Annotated in this window: 15 protein-coding genes; 11 read left to right on the plus strand and 4 right to left on the minus strand. The window is 38.6% G+C overall.

All coding sequences use genetic code 11. The features are described 5' to 3' along the window. Window positions 1-15: 15 nt before the first annotated feature. Window positions 16-990 carry an LCP family protein gene (locus RTR43_RS03250; RefSeq protein ID WP_312469639.1) on the minus strand — a complete coding sequence of 325 codons (975 nt, stop codon included), beginning with the start codon at window positions 988-990 and terminating at the stop codon, window positions 16-18. 626 nt (window positions 991-1616) lie between these two features. Between RTR43_RS03250 and RTR43_RS03255 the strand changes: the two genes are divergently transcribed. Beyond that, the gene (locus RTR43_RS03255) at window positions 1617-3020 is read left to right on the plus strand and encodes a M28 family peptidase (protein WP_312469642.1); all 1404 of its coding nucleotides are present in this window, start codon (window positions 1617-1619) and stop codon (window positions 3018-3020) included. A gap of 63 nt (window positions 3021-3083) precedes the next feature. Here the strand turns inward: RTR43_RS03255 and RTR43_RS03260 are convergent, their stop codons facing one another. Further along, window positions 3084-4553: a sensor domain-containing diguanylate cyclase gene (locus RTR43_RS03260; protein WP_312469643.1), complete on the minus strand. Its 1470-nt coding sequence runs from the start codon at window positions 4551-4553 to the stop codon at window positions 3084-3086. 600 nt (window positions 4554-5153) lie between these two features. Between RTR43_RS03260 and RTR43_RS03265 the strand changes: the two genes are divergently transcribed. The 10 genes from RTR43_RS03265 (at window position 5154) to RTR43_RS03310 (ending at window position 16127) form a co-directional block, all read left to right on the plus strand. Beyond that, window positions 5154-6698, plus strand: a complete 1545-nt coding sequence (locus tag RTR43_RS03265; protein WP_396954528.1) for a glutathione ABC transporter substrate-binding protein — start codon at window positions 5154-5156, stop codon at window positions 6696-6698. A gap of 309 nt (window positions 6699-7007) precedes the next feature. Then, the gene (gene nikB, locus RTR43_RS03270; protein ID WP_312469646.1) at window positions 7008-7931 is read left to right on the plus strand and encodes a nickel ABC transporter permease; all 924 of its coding nucleotides are present in this window, start codon (window positions 7008-7010) and stop codon (window positions 7929-7931) included. A gap of 12 nt (window positions 7932-7943) precedes the next feature. Beyond that, window positions 7944-8840 (plus strand): ABC transporter permease, encoded by an 897-nt coding sequence (locus RTR43_RS03275; protein ID WP_312469647.1) that lies wholly within the window; start codon window positions 7944-7946, stop codon window positions 8838-8840. A 14-nt stretch (window positions 8841-8854) separates the two neighbouring features. Beyond that, on the plus strand, window positions 8855-9844 hold the full coding sequence (locus tag RTR43_RS03280) for an ABC transporter ATP-binding protein (protein ID WP_312469648.1): 990 nt from the start codon (window positions 8855-8857) through the stop codon (window positions 9842-9844). Beyond that, window positions 9837-10808, plus strand: coding sequence for an ABC transporter ATP-binding protein (locus RTR43_RS03285; RefSeq protein ID WP_312469649.1), 972 nt, complete (start codon window positions 9837-9839; stop codon window positions 10806-10808). The genes RTR43_RS03280 and RTR43_RS03285 overlap by 8 nt, the downstream gene beginning before the upstream one ends. Before the next feature lie 31 nt (window positions 10809-10839). Beyond that, window positions 10840-11715 carry a sugar phosphate isomerase/epimerase family protein gene (locus RTR43_RS03290; RefSeq protein ID WP_312469650.1) on the plus strand — a complete coding sequence of 292 codons (876 nt, stop codon included), beginning with the start codon at window positions 10840-10842 and terminating at the stop codon, window positions 11713-11715. Window positions 11716-11782: 67 nt separating this feature from the next. Then, entirely contained in the window at window positions 11783-12841 is a 1059-nt protein-coding gene (locus RTR43_RS03295) for a Gfo/Idh/MocA family protein (protein WP_312469797.1), read from the plus strand. Between the two features lie 3 nt (window positions 12842-12844). Beyond that, a complete protein-coding gene (locus tag RTR43_RS03300; protein ID WP_312469651.1) occupies window positions 12845-13750 on the plus strand; it encodes a sugar phosphate isomerase/epimerase family protein in 906 nt (301 codons plus the stop codon). Between the two features lie 172 nt (window positions 13751-13922). After that, on the plus strand, window positions 13923-15077 hold the full coding sequence (locus RTR43_RS03305; protein WP_312469652.1) for an ROK family transcriptional regulator: 1155 nt from the start codon (window positions 13923-13925) through the stop codon (window positions 15075-15077). A 39-nt stretch (window positions 15078-15116) separates the two neighbouring features. After that, window positions 15117-16127, plus strand: a complete 1011-nt coding sequence (locus RTR43_RS03310) for an asparaginase (RefSeq protein WP_312469653.1) — start codon at window positions 15117-15119, stop codon at window positions 16125-16127. 239 nt (window positions 16128-16366) lie between these two features. Here the strand turns inward: RTR43_RS03310 and RTR43_RS03315 are convergent, their stop codons facing one another. Next, window positions 16367-17905: an ABC-F family ATP-binding cassette domain-containing protein gene (locus tag RTR43_RS03315; RefSeq protein ID WP_312469654.1), complete on the minus strand. Its 1539-nt coding sequence runs from the start codon at window positions 17903-17905 to the stop codon at window positions 16367-16369. 452 nt (window positions 17906-18357) lie between these two features. After that, window positions 18358-19116: an SDR family NAD(P)-dependent oxidoreductase gene (locus RTR43_RS03320; protein WP_312469655.1), complete on the minus strand. Its 759-nt coding sequence runs from the start codon at window positions 19114-19116 to the stop codon at window positions 18358-18360. Window positions 19117-19194 lie beyond the last annotated feature (78 nt).

Genomic DNA, 19194 nt, shown 5'->3' on the forward strand with positions numbered 1-19194 from the left:
GATCGGCGAGCTTCTTTAAAAATTAACTGATACTAAATCTTTAATTTTTTTCTGATCAATGACTAACTGATCGTTATTTGCCTTTAAGATGTCATCATAAAGCCTTTTCCATTCACCTGGTACTTGAAGGTAGGACAACTGGGTGTCAGGATTGAAATCTTTAGCTGCTAAACCAAGGCTAAGCATATCCGATGTTGTCATATTAGTGGCTGTGACAAAGTCTGGAATCGATTTTACTAAAGAAGGCAGTTTGGTGATGTTCGTTGGACTAAGTGCTTTTTTGGCAATCCCTTTTAATGCTTCTTCTTGTAGTTTTTGCCGGCCATATTCACCGTCCGCTAAGGAATAGCGTTCATGTACAACCTCTGAAACCATTTTTCCATCAAAAAAATGGGTACCCGGGCTTATGACCTTATTCTTATTTTCTCTAAACCAGGGATGTGTTAAGGTAACCTGATATGGAACCTCCATATCAATGCCGCCAATGGCATCGACCATTGCTTGAAAGCCGCCATAATTGGTTTCTACATAGTAGTTGATGGGAACGCCAGTTAACTCGCTGACGGCATGGACGGCTGCTTCAACCCCTTGCTGGCTCCCTTTTGTTGCTTGCATAATGTATTGAACACTCGTGAGCTTGGTATATCCATAGCCATCTAAAAAAACACGGGTGTCGCGTGGAATGCTCATCGCATTATATTTGTGCTTATTAATGTCCACGTGAACAAGCATCATTGAGTCAGAATGGCCGATTTTTTCTCCTTTTCTTTCGTCCGAACCAATCAATAACAAGTTAAATACGGGTTCTTTTACCTCGACTGTTTCGTTGGCAGGGGTGGTACCACTGGCTTTCCCTGAGCTGACAACGGGGACCGATTTGAAGTGGTTTTTTGGTTGTAGCTGATAGTACTCATAGCCAAGAACAGCGACGGCAAGAACGACAATTCCCAATAGGCTAAAACCAATAGTTTTCCATTTGCGCTTCTTCATTTTTATTTATTCCTCCATTGCTAGACTAGCAAGAATCTATCTATTAAAAAACTAAAAAGTTGTCAATTGATTTTACTATTTTTGGATAATAGATTCAAGCTATATTAATTGACAGGGCTGTGAATTGTTTTTGCTAGGTTCTTAATCGTGAATTATTAAATGAATTTCTTCGCATGTGGGAAAAGGCTGTCCCGAAAAGTTATTTTACAATAACTTTTCGGGACAGCCTCTTGTTCATTATCATATAGTATATACCTCATTGATTGGCGTCTTTTCCCCTATCACTTTCTTCATGGTTCTTTTCCAGAAGGAACACCCTTGCTTATATCCTATGGCTCAAAGGGTTGTCTGCAGGTCTTTATGTGACTGAAAATGGAAAAAAGGTTGATCTCGGTCACAAAGAAGGTGAAGTGGGCCTATTGAGGCATAAGTAGTGGGCATTTCCTCCTGTCTTTATTTCATTTTTCACCATTTATCAGCATGTGCTTACAAAAGGTTGTTTCTTTTCTAGGAACTTAGTAATTGAAATGGAGAATATCCTCTTATTTTGTAACACTTTAATAGTTTACCAAGTTACTAAAGTGATTAATAATTGAAAGCGATTACATTGCTAGGGGAGTGGTTAAATGACTAGGAAAAAAACGATGGCGGTATTATTAACGGCAGGGATAGTTTTAGGTGTTAATGGAGTATACGCACAAGGACCTCCTGCGGCACCGAACGCGCAATCTGCCACGGCTTTTGACAACAAAATTATCAAGAAGATTAGTGCGGATAACATGTATAATACGATTGCATTATTATCGGCACAACCGCGTGAGGCAGGGACGGAAGGAGAGTTAATAGGAGTTCAGTACATAAAAAGCCAGTTTGAGAAGTATGGCTATGAGACGGAGCTTCAGCCTTTTAAAATTTATGACACAGTAAAGGGCCCTCGAGTTGGGTCGCTCGTTATTAACGGTGAATCACTAAATCCCTACGTTTTCTCGGGATCCTATAGTGCAGAGGTAACGGCAGAAGTGATGAATGTTGGTCTTGCACTCCCTGGTACGGTGCCTGACACCGTAAAAGGGAAAATTGCCCTGATTGAACGCGGTACTAACCCTTTTGTGGACAAAGTCAAAAATGTATTGGAAAAGGGGGCCGTCGGGGTCATTTTATATAATAATACCGGAACCGCCAATAATGTTGGTGTCGCAGATCCAGGTCAAAATATACCTGCTGTTACCATTACGAGAGCTCAAGGTCTTGCGTTAGTAGAGCAATTAAAGAATGGCCCTGTTTCAGCCCATGTTAAAGTAACGGGTTCAGGTTATATTGAAAAAACTTCCTACAACGTCATTGCCAAGATGAAGCCAAATAAAAACAAGGATACTGGCCAAGTTGTCATGGTTGGAGCACACCATGATTCTGTACCAGGCGGACCAGGGGCAAATGATGATGCATCTGGTGTTTCAACAGTTCTTGAACTTGCTAGAGTAATGGCCAATATGCCAATTGATACGGAGCTTCGCTTTGTTACCTTTGGTTCAGAGGAAAAAGGACTGTTGGGATCCTATCATTATGCAAGCACATTAAGTGAGGAAGAAGCGGATCGAATCGTTGCGCATTTCCAAATGGACATGGTGGGAAGCAAAGATGCGGGCGGTAATAACCCTGCAGGCGGATTAATCATGTATACAATTGATGGGAAGAAAAATTTAGTAACCGATCTTGGTGCGGCTGCAGGTGCAAGAACAGCTGCAGCCGAAGCGATTCCATATGGCAAGTTAGGACGCAGTGACCACCAGCCGTTCCATGAACTTGGAATTCCGGCAGCGTTATTCATTCACTCGCCGCTTGAGCCATGGTATCATACCCCGGCAGATACTATTGATAAAATTGACAAGAATAAACTACAAGAAACGGCCGAAATCGTTGGTGCGTCAGTCTATCAAATTGCAAGACCAGACACTCCAGCTTTAAAGAATGCAAGGGTTGCTCCGGTTCTAATAGATTACGATTTTGAGAATCGCTCGCCGGGTGCCTGACACAGTCCAGCAATACAAAACACCCCACACAGGAATTGTTTTTCTCTGTGGGGTGTTTTTAGATTATTCGAACGTCTTAGATAGGTTCTTGTGTTGTGTTTTATATATATTCTTATTTTTATACATTTCTTGGTCAGCCAATTCAAAGATTTCCTCCACTGTAATAGGAGTTCCAGGTTTATAGTGGTAGAATCCCAGACTTGCAGAGATTTGGTAGGGCTCTTGCCCTAATTTATTTATAGCCTGGAACTCCATCCTGATGTTGTCCCACACCTGCTGAACCGCCGCCATTTGCTTTTTGAAAAATAGAATGATAAATTCATCTCCGCCGAAACGGAATAGGACATCGTTGTTATCAATATGATAGTTTATGGTTTCACAGAATGTCTTAATCAGGTCATCACCAGTTGAATGACCATAATGGTCGTTAACTTTTTTTAAATCGTTAATGTCGATAAAGCAGAGAATAAATTCTTGGGCATGGGGTCCTTCGGCTAATTGTTTCTGCAATAGCTCGATGCCGCTTCTTCTATTCCTTACCCCTGTAAGCATATCAATCGAAGCGTACTTTGAAAGCTCCTCTTCCTTTTCTTTTATGTCGGTAATATCCGTTGCCCCAATTAAAATACAGGTATCATCTAAGTAATCGACCAACTCGAATTGAAGGATTGACCATTTCTTTATTTTCGGTGTGATTTGCTGCTCGGTCACATAGTTTTTAATGACTTTCAGCTCTAGCAGCCTGTTTAATATGTGTTCTTTTTCCGTAGAATCGCTAAACAGGAAACTGGCATCCGTTTTTGTCCCTTCTAGATGATAGTAGTTGATGGCCTGATGATTCATAAGTAAAATCTCACCATTTGCAAGTTTTGTAAGGATTAACGGATTTGGATTCATATGAAATAATCTGCGAAAACCTTCCTCATTCCTACCTAGTTTCCATTTGTTTAAAAAATCATTTTTTCGGAACGTATAGAAGGTTAGGGCGATCATGTACGAAATGACAGCTGCGCTAGTTGAGTTTATGAGATTCATTAATAACGAAAAGTCAATTTGTTCATTAAGGATTAAACCGATAACAAACAATAAGTGTATACCTGAAAATGAGAATAATAGATTTTTGGGATGAACGGGGAAGGTTACGGCGACCCCAAACAAGGTAAAAAGGTAAGCGTAAATATTTCCGGTAAACAACTGACTATTAATCGAAGTAATGGCACCCATTAATAAATAGAGAAGGATATAGCTATTCACAATCCAGTTCTTATGTACATTCTTACCGCGGTGGTAAATCATCATCCAAATAAGGGAGATGGCAAGGTTTGTTATATGCACACATGAAAGGATAACTATATAAGTGGAGTTACTATGTTTATTTAATATAAAAAAGTCAATGATGAAAAAAACAGGATAGGAAAAAATAAACATATAAGAAGCGAGTTTTAATCTCTCATATAGAATATCGTAGTTATACAGAATAAACTCTTTCGTGGATGTAGGATTCTGTAGCTTAGCATTTAGAATATTTGTCATGAAGGACCTCATGTCTATCATCCTTTATTCCGGTTATTTACAGTAGTTTAGCACAGATATGGTTGTCTGTCATTGTCTCCGTCGAAGCGATGGTTGTTTCTCTTCCATAGTCAACTTGAGACTCTAACCCCTAAAACACCAACAATGTTGGAAGAGTTTGTTAATAAGAGTAATTAGGAGCATTTTATAAATTATTTAAAAAGATGTTGAAAACGATTTCATTAGAAGTTATAATGATTTTGAATTTTAAAATAAATCTGAATTTATCTAGAAGAATAAAAAGCTAGCAAAAAATGTTCATTAGAGGAATCAATATTTTTTTGTCCTATTAATTTCATCACTGGAGAAATTAATGGGTAATCTAATAAAAAATAAAGAAAAATATTAGTTTTTTATAACATTTGTTAATACCATGAACAAAATTATTGCTAGGATTTAAGATTACTCTTATCTATGATTCTTAATCCAAGGGGAGATAGGAGTAATTATAATCATATTTACTCAGGGATATAGCAGAGAAGGGTTCCACCAAGAACAAAACACCTGAAAAAAACAAAAAACAAAGGGGGAAATCAATTGATCAAGGCACATTTTTGGAAAATGCTGTTGTTAGTTGTTATTTCGACAGTGTTGGTAGTTGGATGTTCTAGTAAAGAAAGTGGTGGGGAAAAGAAGGACGGTAGCAAAAAAGGTGACAAAGAAATGGTTATCGCTGTCAATGAAAACTTCATATCAATGGATCCACATAATACAGGAGATACCAATTCTAACTCTGTACAGTCAGCTATGCTTGAAGGCCTATTGGGATTTGATTCAGAAGGGAAAATAATCAAAAAATTAGCTGAAGATTATAGTGTCAGTGAAAATGCCTTGGAATACACATTTAAACTTCGGCAAGGTGTAAAGTTCCATGATGGGGAAGCATTTAATGCTGAGGCTGTGAAAGCTAACTATGAAAGAATCATGAAGGACGATAGCCTCCGTTTAAATAGCCGCGGGTTTAATCTTATAACAAACATTGAGATTATCAATGATTATGAAATGAAGGTAACTTTAAAAGAACCTTATGCTGGAATGTTAACAAGATTTTCATCAGCGAAGATTCTTAGTCCTAAGCTGCTAGCAGAAGGAAAAGATAAAATAGGTAAAAACCCAGTTGGTACGGGCCCGTTTAAATTTGTTGAATGGGTTCAGGGAGATCATTTAACAGTTGAACGATTTGACGATTACTGGAATAAAGCGGACCGGGTAAAGAAAATCACTTATAAACCGGTTCCAGAAAATGGCTCACGTGTAGCTATGTTAAAAACTGGTGAAGCTCAAGTCATCTATCCATTACCAAGTCAAAACATAAAAGAGTTAGAGGGAAATGATGCTATTAAGGTTGAAAAAATCCCTTCTACTATCGCTCGATATGTATCGATTAACACGATGAAAAAACCTTTTAATGACCCTCGTGTTCGCCAAGCATTAAACTATGCAGTAAGTAAGAAAGATTTTATTCATGTTGTTAACGCCGGATTTGGGTTGCCGTTAGACTCGGCTATTCCTAGTAAAACACTTTATTATAAACAGCAGGAAGTGTATGAGCAAAATATCGAAAAAGCAAAACAGTTGTTAAAAGAAGCTGGATATGAAAAAGGCTTTAAAACGGAAATATGGGGGAATACAAACTCCGATACCATGAAAGGTATGCAGTTTATCCAGCAGCAACTAAAAGCTATAGGTGTAGACCTAGAAATTAAATCAATGGAAGAAGGTACCCTATCAGACCAAATCTTCGGGGCAAAAACACCTGAAGAAGCAAAGTTACAGATGTGGTACGTAAGCTGGTCAGCCTATCCTTCTGATACAACCAATGCAACGAAGCCGTTATTCTACGGAGGTTCATTCCCTCCAAATGGAGCCAATACTGCCTATTATAAAAATGAGCAGGTAGACAAATGGATTGAGGAAGTTAATAAAACGGCAAATCCAGAGAAACAGGCAGAAATCTATGGTGATATTCAGTCTACAATCTACAAAGATGCTCCTTGGATTTTCCTTGGCGTTGATGAAATTTTAGCAGGTAAGAGAACAAATGTTGAAGGTGTGGCCATTTCTCCTGATGGCGGAATTGATGTAACTAACGCACATATTAAGTAAATCAAAAAGGAGGCGGAGGGATGGTTCCTGATGCTTCCTTCTTTATCAGAAAGTATATCTTTGCACTTTGATAGATGTATAGCTCTGGGCACCATCAGCTTTTCTAAAAGATAAGAAAGCATAAAATTTTGACTTTGAGAATTGTCCAGCTCCAGCGCCCAGCGGCTAGTGGACTTCGCTCTTCTCCCTACGATAAGTCAACATCGGATCGCTTAAGCTCTCCGTGTTTCCTTTATCTCAGTCGAAGAACTCCACTCCATACGCCGCTAAACGGACGCTTGCGCTTTTCTTAGAAAGGGGTTATCTGCTTTGCTCCAATATATTATTAAAAGAATTCTTGAAATGATTCCTATCCTATTCATCGTTTCGATCTTAATCTTCTTTTTCACTCACTTAATTCCAGGCGATCCTGCACGGTTAGTTGCCGGCAAGGATGCGACGTTAGAAGAGGTAACCATCATTAGAGCTGAGCTTGGTCTCGATAAACCAATTTGGGAACAATATGGTTCCTATATGAACCATTTATTTCACGGTAATTTAGGTACATCACTAAAAACCGGCCTACCAGTAATGGATTTATTTATTGATCGATTTATGCCCTCCATTTATTTGACATTATTTAGCATGGTCTGGGCTTTGGTCATTGGTTTACTGATAGGTACCCTATCGGCCGTATTTAAAAATAAATGGCCGGATTATTTCGGGATGGTTACGGCTGTTTCCGGAATCTCTTTACCTGGTTTTTGGTTAGGGTTAATCCTCATTCAAATTTTTTCCGTTCAACTAGGATGGTTCCCAACCGGCGGAGCAGAAGGGTGGAAAAGTTATGTTTTACCTTCGATAACGTTAGGTGCAGGAATCATGTCCATGCTTGCCCGTTTTACAAGGTCATCATTGTTAGAAACGCTCAAAGCTGACTTTATTCGCACTGGACGTGCGAAAGGATTAAAGGAGTCTGTTGTCATTCCAAAACACGCATTAAGAAACTCGTTAATTCCTGTTGTTACCATTGCAGGTCTCCAGTTTGGCTTTTTATTAGGCGGATCTGTAGTAGTCGAAACGGTCTTTAGTTTTCCTGGGATGGGTCGTTTATTAATTGATTCGATTGCCTTTAGGGATTACCCGGTTATACAAGCGGAACTATTACTGTTTTCCCTTGAATTTATACTTGTCAATTTATTAGTTGATATTCTCTATAGTTTTCTCAATCCTAAAATCCGCTACGTTGCTTAGAGGAGGGTAGTCATGGAATTATCTAAGACAGTAAATCAGAGCAACACCATCATCACAGAAAAAAAGTATTCACCACTCAAAGAGTTTTGGAAGAATTGGAAAAGGCAGAAGACAGCATTGTGGGCAAGTTTTTTTATTCTATTGTTGATTATCATTGCAGTTATTGGGCCTTACATCGCACCATATGATCCCTATAAACCCGATTATAGTTCCATGTTGCAAGGACCTGGTAGTAAACACTTCGCAGGTACCGATGAATATGGCCGCGATATTTTTAGCCGCTTACTAGTAGGTTCTAGAATTTCGCTGAGTGTCAGCTTTCTTTCTGTATTTTTGGGAGCCATCGTTGGCACAATTCTAGGACTTATAAGTGGATATTTCGGTGGTTGGTTAGATCGCTTTATCATGAGGTCAAGCGACGTGATGTTTGCTTTTCCCGATTTATTATTAGCGATTGCCATTGTCGCCATCTTAGGTCCGGGCTTAAATAATGTGGTGATAGCGGTATCTATCTTTAGTGTCCCATCGTTTGCGAGACTGGTAAGAGGAGCCACCCTTGAGGCAAAAGAAACGGTATTTGTAGAGGCAGCCAAATCAATGGGATCCTCACATTTTAGGATTATGTTTCAACATATTCTTCCTGAAACTCTTGGCAGCTTAATCGTATTTATATCGATGAGAATCGGAACAGCGATTTTAGCTGCCTCTAGTTTAAGTTTCCTTGGTCTAGGCGCGAGTCCTGAAACACCGGATTGGGGAGCGATGTTGAGTCTTGGACGTGATTATCTAGGGACATCCTCACATGTAGTTATGATGCCAGGTATTGCCATTTTTTTAACCGTGTTGGCATTCAATGTAGTGGGCGATGGCTTGCGAGATGTGTTGGATCCAAAAACGAAGAATGAATAAGGGAGTTCGATCGGATGGAGAAGCTGCTACAGATAGAAAAGCTTGAAACCGAATTCACGAAGGATAAACAAGCATTAAAAATCTTACACGGTGTTAACTTTCACATTAATAAGGGTGAAGTTCTCGGGCTTGTCGGTGAATCTGGGAGTGGAAAAAGCTTAACATCACTATCAATCATGAAACTATTTAAAGGGACGAGTGGAGAAATAAGTGGTGGCAGGATTCAATTTAATGATCAGGATTTAACGAATATATCTGAGAGTGATATGAGAAAGATTCGTGGAAAACAAATAGCGATGATTTTCCAAGAACCGATGACATCATTAAATCCCGTGATGAAAATTGGGGAACAGTTACTGGAGCCTATTCGCTTACATTTAGGCTTAAAAGAGAAACAGGCAAAAGCGCATGCCGTTTCTATTTTAAAAAAAGTAGGCATTCCAAGAGCAGAAGAAATCATCAACGAGTTTCCACATCAGTTATCCGGTGGTATGCGGCAAAGAATCATGATTGCAATGGCCATATCCTGTAATCCTCAGCTGTTAATAGCAGATGAGCCGACGACGGCACTTGATGTCACCATCCAAGCACAAATATTGGATTTAATGAAACAGCTTCAACAAAAAGAAAATATGTCTGTCCTTTTGATTACTCATGATTTAGGTGTTGTAGCCGAGATGTGTGATCGTGTGGTGGTTATGTATGCTGGAAGAGTTGTTGAAGAGGCAGATGTATTCGAGTTATTTGAAAGTCCAAAACATCCTTACACAAAGGGATTAATTGGTTCTGTACCAAAGCTTGGTCAAAAAAAGGAGAAACTGGACTCCATTAAAGGAAATGTCCCTGATCCAAGTAATTTACCAAAAGGGTGCAAATTTGCTCCAAGATGTAACAATGTCATGCCTATCTGTTATCAGGAAGAGCCGCCTGAACTGAAATTAGAAAATGGTAGGTCTTGTAGTTGTTGGCTATACAAAGAGGAGAGGGGGGACATTTGTGTCTAATACTCTTTTAAAGGTATCTGGGCTAAGGAAGTCATTTTCCATTCCTGATGGCATGTTTGGAAAAAAGAAACTATTAAAAGCCGTTCATGATGTGTCGTTCCTGATTCCAGAAGGGAAAACGTTTAGCCTTGTTGGCGAGAGTGGCTGTGGGAAATCAACGACAGGGAGACTGATTTCGCGGTTAATTGCACCGAGTGAGGGTGAAATCTGGATTGACGGAGAAGAAATCTCGCAAAGGAAAGAATCTCAGTTAAAAGCAATGAGGAAAAAAGTACAAATGATTTTCCAAGATCCATATGCCTCGCTAAATCCTAGAATGAAGGTTCGCGATATCGTAGGCGAACCACTCGCTATTCATACGAAGTTATCAAAGGCTGAACGGAATAAACAAGTATCTGAAATTTTAGAAGTCGTTGGTTTAAGTGAGTACCATGCGCATCGATATGCCCATGAGTTCAGCGGTGGTCAACGACAGCGCATTGGAATTGCACGGGCACTCATTATGAAGCCAAAGTTGATTATCGCTGATGAACCAGTCTCTGCATTAGATGTTTCGATCCAATCACAAATCCTAAATTTATTGAAGGATTTACAAGCCGAATTTCAGTTAACCTATTTATTCATATCTCATGATTTAAGTGTTGTTGAGCATATAAGTGATCATATCGGAGTTATGTACTTAGGAACCATTGTCGAGTCAGGACCAAAAGAGGAGATATTTTCTAACCCACAGCATCCCTATACAAAAGCATTATTGTCCTCCATCCCGATTCCAGATCCGAGGTTAAGAAGAGAAAGGATTATTTTACAAGGAGATTTACCTAGTCCAGTTAATCCTCCAACTGGCTGCAGATTTCATACACGCTGCCCTGTTGCTATGGATATTTGTAAAGTAACGGAACCTCCAGTTAAAAAAGGACCAACAGCAGACCATTTCGTTGCTTGTCATTTAATAGAATCGTAGATTTTAAAAATAATAGTAGGAGTGGATATCAATGAAAGTAGGATTAAGTACGTATAGTTTAGTAAGAGAGCTAAGAGAAGAAACAATGACGGTATTAGATGTCATCCAATGGATTGCAGACAACGGTGGAGAACATATGGAAATCGTACCATACGGTTTTACTGTTGTAGATAATGTAGAATTAGCTGATCAAATAAAGAAAAAAGCGGAAACAGCAGGTATTGAGTTGTCAGCTTATTCTTTGCCGGCAAATTTTGTCCAGGAATCTGAGGAAGCATTCAATGAGGAAGTGGAACGTCTAAAAAAACATGTTGATATCGTGAATCGTTTAGGGATTAAGATTATGCGTCATGATGTCACAGCATTTACTTTACAACCAGAAGAAATGACGATTCATTATTTTGATAAGCATTTTTCAAAATTAGTAAAAGGCAGCCAGCTGATTGCTGATTATGCAGCACAATTCGGCATTACGACAACAATTGAAAATCATGGTTTCAATGTTCAATCTAGTGATCGTGTCCAACGTGTTATTCATGCAGTAAACCGTGAAAATTTTAAAACGACACTTGATGTTGGGAATTTTCTTTGTATCGATGAAGATCCACTTGTAGGAGTTAAGAAAAATATAAAATATGCGGCCACTGTTCATTTTAAGGATTTTTATATTCGTCCTTACTATGAAAACCCAGGGGACGGAGTTTGGTTCAGGACAGTCAATGAAAACTATTTGCGTGGAGCCATTGTCGGCCACGGCGATTTAAAGATTCGTGAGATTATGAAATTAGTTAAAAACTCAGGATATGATGGTTACTTAACGGTTGAGTTTGAAGGAATGGAAGATTGCAAACTTGGTTCAAAAATAGGGATGGATAATGTAAGACGATTGTGGGATGAAGTGAAGTAATTTATAACACTGCATAGGAGTGACAAAGTGCAGTAATCTATAATAAAGCGGAGAGGATGAATGAATGTTGGATAGCTTACGAGTTTGTGTGATTGGAACTGGATCGATTTCCGATATGCATCTTCAATCTTATGCGAACAACCCAAATGCACTGTTATACGGCGTCTATGATTATTCAAAAGAAAGAGCGGAAGAAAAAGCAAAGAAGTACGGGATTGAAAAGGTGTATGACTCTTTGGAGGAAATTTTTAATGACCCTCATGTGGATGCGGTAAGTATTTGTACCTGGAATAATACCCATGCTGAAATTTCAATTGCTGCCTTAAAAGGCGGCAAACACGTTTTAGTAGAAAAGCCACTGTCGATGACGGTGGAAGAAGCATTAAAGGTGGAAGAGACGACGCGTAAATATAAAAAAACATTACAGGTTGGCTTTGTGAGACGATTTGCAACGAACACGAAAGTTTTAAAATCCTTTATTGATAATGGGAAATTAGGAGAAATCTATTATGCCAAAGCGTCATGCTTACGCCGTCTTGGAAATCCTGGCGGGTGGTTTGCAGATAAAGAACGCTCTGGCGGCGGCCCATTAATTGATCTTGGAGTACATATCATTGATATTTGTTGGTATTTAATGGGACGCCCAAAAGTGAAGTCTATCTCAGGGAACACTTATCGTCAACTTGGAAATCGTGGAAATGTAGAGAATTTACGCTTTTATAAGGCGGCTGACTATGATAAAGACAAAAATACGGTTGAAGACTTAGCCAATGCTCTCATTGCATTCGAGAACGGTGCTTCCTTGCTAGTAGATGTTTCTTTTACCCTGCATGCTAAGAAAGATGAAATACAAGTGAAATTATTTGGAACAAAAGGCGGTGCTGAATTAGAGCCGCAGTTAGTATTGATCAGTGAAGAAAATGACACAATTCTTAATATTTCTCCACAGATTGATCAGCTAACGTTTGATTTTTCAAATGCGTTTCAAAATGAAATTGATTCCTTTGTGACTAGCTGTTTGTCGGGAACAAAACCAGAAGCCCCGGTTGAAGACGGTGTTGAAATCATGAAAATTTTAGCTGGTATCTATGAAGCCTCAGAAAAGAAGTGCGAGGTGACATTTTAACTCATGCATAATGTAAAAGTGACAAATAAAATTGGAGTGATAGTTGATAGTCTCCGATTACCCATTCGTGAAGGCTTAAAGGCAGTCAAAGAAATGGGCGCCGATGGTGTTCAAATTTATGCTGTCGCCGGTGAAATGGATCCTCGGAATTTAAGCACGACCACACGAAAGGAGTTAAAATCGTATATCGAGTCATTAGGATTAGAGATCTCTGCACTTTGTGGTGATTTAGGCGGTCATGGGTTCCAGGATTACCAACAAAATCAGGAGAAAATTGAAAAATCAAAACGGATTTTGGATCTTGCGATGGAACTAGGGACAAATATCGTGACCACACATATCGGCATTATCCCAGAGGAAAAGGAAAGTCCTATTTATGAAACCATGCAACTTGCTTGTGAGGAGCTGGGGATTTATGCCAAAAGGATGAATGCCTACTTTGCGATCGAAACGGGCCCTGAAATCGCCTCAAGATTAAAGTCCTTTTTAGATAGCTTAAGTACAAATGGAGTGTCAGTAAATTTCGACCCGGCAAATATGGTAATGGTCACTGGTGATGATCCTGTTGAAGGTGTGAAGCTGCTCAAGGATTATATCGTCCATACCCACGTCAAGGATGGGATACGATTAAAACCAGTAAATCCTAGTGATGTCTATGGTGCTCTTGGCTATGGTGGTGGTACAGATCATGAAAAAATCGCTAAAATGGTTGCTTCTGGTGAGTATTTTAGAGAAGTGCGACTAGGTAAAGGTGCGGTCGACTATCCAAAATATTTTGCAGCCTTACAAGAAATTCAATTTAACGGATATTTAACGATTGAAAGAGAGGTTGGCACGAGCCCGGTCAAAGATATCTCTGAGGCGATAGAATTTATTAAAACATTCAAAAAAGAATCGTATAATAGTTAATTAGGCCTGGACTTGTTTTTCAGCTTTAAAAGCACATCCTATGAAGAGAATCTAGTTAAAGGATTCTCTTTAGGATGGTGGATTTAAAGAATGATGTTCGTTCTTTCTAAAGTGAGAACCAACATGATTTTTTAAGTAGCAAGTCAAAATAATGCAAAAAGAAGGTAAATAAATGGAGAAACAAGATCAACTTTTAATGAAAAAACAAAACAAAAACTTAGTCCTTGAAATCATCAGAAATCAATCGCCTATTTCAAGAATGGAAATTGCAAAAGTAATTGGTATGAGTCCAACATCTATAACGAGGATTGTAAATGAATTACATATACAAGGGTATGTAAGAGAAACGGAATTAGTTACTTCTGGAGTAGGGAGAAAAGCTGCATTACTTGATGTATGTGATGATGTTCTATATACAATCGGGATAGAGTTAGATAAGTTAATCATAAAAATTGGCATCGTCAATTACGTTGGGGAAATTGTTGCTTGGGAGAGCGTAGAGAGAGAGGCATTTGAAGATTACAATGAAACACTGGATAAAGTAAATTTGAATTTGAAGGTATTGATTGATATAAATCGTATTCCTACTGAAAAAATTATTGGAATTGCAGTAGGTTTACCGGGATTAATTGATTACAAAAAAGGCGTTGTAATGGTTTCAGATCAACTTAAATGGAAAAATGTAAACCTGGCTGATGACCTGAAACAACTCACCCAATTCGATGTCATTGTTGATAATGAGTTGAAAATGAAAATAGTGGCAGAGAATTTTAAGGGAATGACAAAGGATTCTCGAAATGCCGTCCTAGTCGGGATTGGATCTGGTATCGGGTCGGCCATCATTCTAAACGGTGAAATATACCGTGGAGAAACAAATAATGCTGGTGAAATTGGTCATACGGTTATTGATCCAACTGGGAATGTCTGCCACTGTGGGAAGGTAGGGTGTCTTGCAACCTATATATCAGAAGGTGCAATTCTTACGGATAGTAGGAAAGTGAAAGAGATAGGTTCGATTGATGATGTATTTGATTCCTACCGAAATGGAGAATCATGGGCCATCAATATATTGGATCGAACATCGACTTATATAGCTCTTGCAATCAGCAATATATTATGTCTGTACAACCCTGAGGTAATTATTCTGAGTGGGAATACCATCGAAAAACTGCCTGAAATAAAAGAAGTAATTGAACAAAAATGTGAATTGTATATTTGGGAGCCAATAAAAGAAAGTGTGAAAATCGTCTATTCACAGTTAAGTGATCGTGGGGTTGTGCTGGGAGCAGCCATTCAGGCACAAAATTTGCTATTAAATATTGAGTAGTCAGCGGGTTTTCTATTTTGCAACGAGGAGATGAATGAGTTGAATTGTGTAACCTTAGTGGAAGAAACAAGGGCTGGATTGGTTGAAAATGTTCACATTGGAATGGTTTGTGGGGTAAATGATCGATTAGAAACATCATACCAGGTGGGAAATCAGGATCATTACACGTATTATCGATCTGCAGCAAAACCAATCCAAGCTATTCCTGTATTTTTAGCGAATGTAATAACTAAATATGGTCTGACAAGGGAAGAAGCAGCCTTGTTTACAGCGTCCCATAGAGGAGAAACCTATCATATAGATGCACTCGAATCGATGTTAAAGAAATTACCTGTCAATGAAGACGAATTGTTTTGTCCTCATGCATATCCATTAAATGTGAAACCGAGAGAGGAAATGTTAAGAGAGAACAGGGTTAAAAGGAGACTTTATCATAACTGCGCAGGTAAGCATATGGGTTTTATCACAATCTGTCGGGAGTTTGGGTATCCTATTGAAGGCTATTGGGAAGTGGATCATCCGCTGCAACAACAAATTTTAAAAATCCTTTCAACATTATCTGAAGTACCAATTTCCGAGATTACCATTGGAAAAGATGGATGTGGTGTCCCTGTGTTTGCGATTCCACTAAGAAACATGGCAATTACGTACTTAAAATTAGCTTGCCCTGATTTAATTGAGGACTCCATTCTACAAAAAGCAGTAATTGAAATGACTAGCGTTATGAATGAACATCCTTTCATGATTGCTTCAAAACAATTTATATGTTCCCTTTTACTCCAAGATGAAAATATCGTAGCAAAAGGGGGAGCTCAGGGTGTGTATTGCTTCGGTTTAAAAAATGAAAGACTTGGATTTGCCCTTAAAGTGTTGAATGGTTCAGAAGATGTCTGGCCCAATATTGTAGCCTCTATTCTTGAGCAAATTGGTTACAAAAACAAAGAAACGATTACTAGATTAAGAGATTTAAAGCCATCAATCATAAAGAATGATGCAGGGGCTGAAGTTGGAAGGGTTTATGAAAGGTTTAATTTGGGCAACATTGGTTGATTTTAGTGCCTGTAAGGCCCAAAATTATCAGTTTATTAGTTTCGGCAGGTTTTTTTAGGGTGTTCTAGTTATTTTTGAAAAAAAGAAGAGAGGGCAAGGATCAGTAATTCCTAATCGTTGGGTAGGAGTAAGTTCTTTTCCATCGGAAGTTTTGTAATTGAACGGATTTGTCCCACAATGAAAAAAGTCCCTTACGTCTAAGGGACTTTTAACTGTCTAAAATATGAAAAAATGGAGCTTCACTTTATGCAATCCTCTATATTTAGAAAACGATTCGCCCACTTTTGATAAAATTTTTCTTCATGAGAAACAAGTAATACACTGCCTTTAAAGTGAATTAATGCTTTTTGTAAAGCTTCTTTTGTTTCCAAATCTAAATGATTGGTTGGTTCATCCAAGATGAGAAAATTACAAGACGAGAGGGTGAGCAGGCATAATTTCACCTTTGACTGCTCGCCACCACTTAGTGTTGCAATTGCTTGGGTTGTATGAGTATTCTTTACACCACATTGAGCCAATCGACTGCGAATTTCCTTCACGCCCAAGTTAGGATAAGAATCTGAGATAATTTGGAGAGGTGTTTTTGCTCCATCCTCCCATGTTAAATCTTGTTCGAAATAACCAATCTTTACTGATTCTGCAAACCGAAAACTACCTGCGACAGCTGAAAGACGTTGAACGAGTGTTTTTAGTAATGTCGATTTTCCAATTCCGTTAAAGCCTGCCATCACAAGCTTTTCTCCTCCTAAAACAGAGAAATTCAATTTTGGTAAAAGGGGCTTACCATAGCCGACCTCAAGATCATGTACCCTGAGAGCCACCTGTGCGGAAAGTGAAACTTCCTGAAAGTTAAAGGTCGGTTTATGAGTGAAGCCTGGTGGAGCCATTCGTTCCATTCTTGCAAGCTGCTTCCGACGTCCTTGAGCAATCTTGGTATTAATTCCAGCAATATTTTTTCGAATATATTCTTCCGTCTTTTCGATCTTTTTTTGTTGAGCGACGTATTGTCGGGTATAATCTTCTCGCAAATGCTCTTTTTGACGAAGAAAATCTGAGTATTTCCCCGCATACTTTTTGATTGTTCCAAACTCAATATCACATATACAAGAAGATATTTTTTCTAAAAAATCATAGTCATGGGATACAACAATATAAGCGCCATCGAAAACTGATAAATAATTGGCAAGCCAATCCACGTGTTCTTTATCGAGGAAATTTGTTGGCTCATCCAATAATAGAACATTGGGCTTTTCAAGTAATAGCTTTGCTAGAATCACTTTAGCTCTCTGGCCGCCGCTCAACTCCTGAATGGGGCGATCGATGCCAATTGCATTAATTCCTAAGCCATAAACCACTTTATCGATGTGACTTTCTATTAAATAAAAATCACTCGTTTCAAGCTTCTCCTGGTATTTTGCCGCTTGATCCATTCGATTGTAACTACCTGTAATCGCCATTTCTTGATAGAGATCATTCAGTTTTTTTTCTAGTTCAAATAAATTGGCAAATGCTGATTTCAAATAGTCAATAATTGTTTTGGTTCCATTGATTTCGGCATATTGATCAAGATGTCCAATACGAATAGTAGGATGCCAATTAATCATTCCGCTATCTGGAATGATTTCTCCCATCAATATTTTAATAAGCGTACTTTTCCCTGCGCCATTTTGTCCTACAATTCCCATATGTTCACCTTTGTATAAATCAAAACTTGCTTTATCATATAATGGTTTGTCTAAAAAGCTGTGTGTTAAATTTCTGACTTCAAGTAAACTCATCTTTTTTCCTCATTTCCTAATAATAAAAAAAGCAAAGAGAAAGCGTCACTAGACGCTAGCTCTTTGCTTTGGTGGTTTTGCTGCATAGAAAGATCCAACAAATATCATTTCAATACGGAGAAAACGTATTGAAATATCCAAAACAAAGGGCCATAGACAAAGCATTGTCTATGGCCCTTTAATCTTTTATCCATCGGCAAATAGTCATACGCAAATAAGCATAGTAATCCTACACTTTTTTAGCAAGCTATTAGCCGATGAATAGAGGAAACATGATGCTTCCTGATTAAGCTCCTGACGCAATGCTTCATCGTATACATTTGCGCGGAGCTAAGTTTTCTAATAAATATTCTAAGCCGCATATTCATCATGGAAAGCACCTTCTTTACCATTTATTTTATCATCGTATCACAAGAATGTCCTCAGAAATGACGACCCCTACTCGATGTAGCCTATAAAGTTAAACCACCATCTACAAGTACAACGGAACCGGTTATATAGCTTGCTTTCTCTGATGCTAAGAAAGCAACCATTTCAGCGAGTTCGTTCGGATCAGCATAACGGCCCATTCTCATATTTGAAAACTCTTCTGGGATGTAACCACCTTTTGCAAACTGATCAGCAACACTAGCGGTTAAAGCTGTTTGAACACCGCCTGGGCAAAGCGCATTAATACGGATTCCTTTTTTAGCATATTCTAATGCAGCACCTTTCGTTAAACCGATAACCGCATGTTTGCTTGCAGAATAGACAGCTACACTATGTTCAGGACGAATTCCTGCAGTCGAAGCCGTGTTAATAATCGATCCGCTTCCTTGCTCGTCCATCACTTTTAGCACATATTTCAATCCAAGGAAGACCCCTTTTACATTGATGGACATAATCCGGTCAAATTCGGATTCTTCTACTGTAGTGAAAGGTGCGAACTTTTGGATAATACCTGCATTATTGAAAAATATATCAATACGTCCATATGTTTCGACTGCTTTATTTACATAATTTTGTACATCTTCACTTTTTGATACATCAGCCTGAACGAAGATGCCTTCTCCACCTTGCTCTTTCACAAGTTTTAATGTTTCTTCCCCTGTTTCCTTATTGAAATCAACTAAGACAACGGTTGCCCCGTTACTAGCAAGTTTCAAACTGCTTGCTCTTCCGATTCCACTTCCTGCACCAGTAATTACAGCAATTTTGTTTGTTAATTCCATGTTCAATTCCCCTTTGTTTTAGATTTCTTACATCCACTATTTTATTGCTTATATAGGAATATTTATTGTATTATCATA

Source organism: Neobacillus sp., from assembly GCF_031988165.1.
GTDB lineage: Bacteria > Bacillota > Bacilli > Bacillales > Cytobacillaceae > Neobacillus > Neobacillus rhizosphaerae.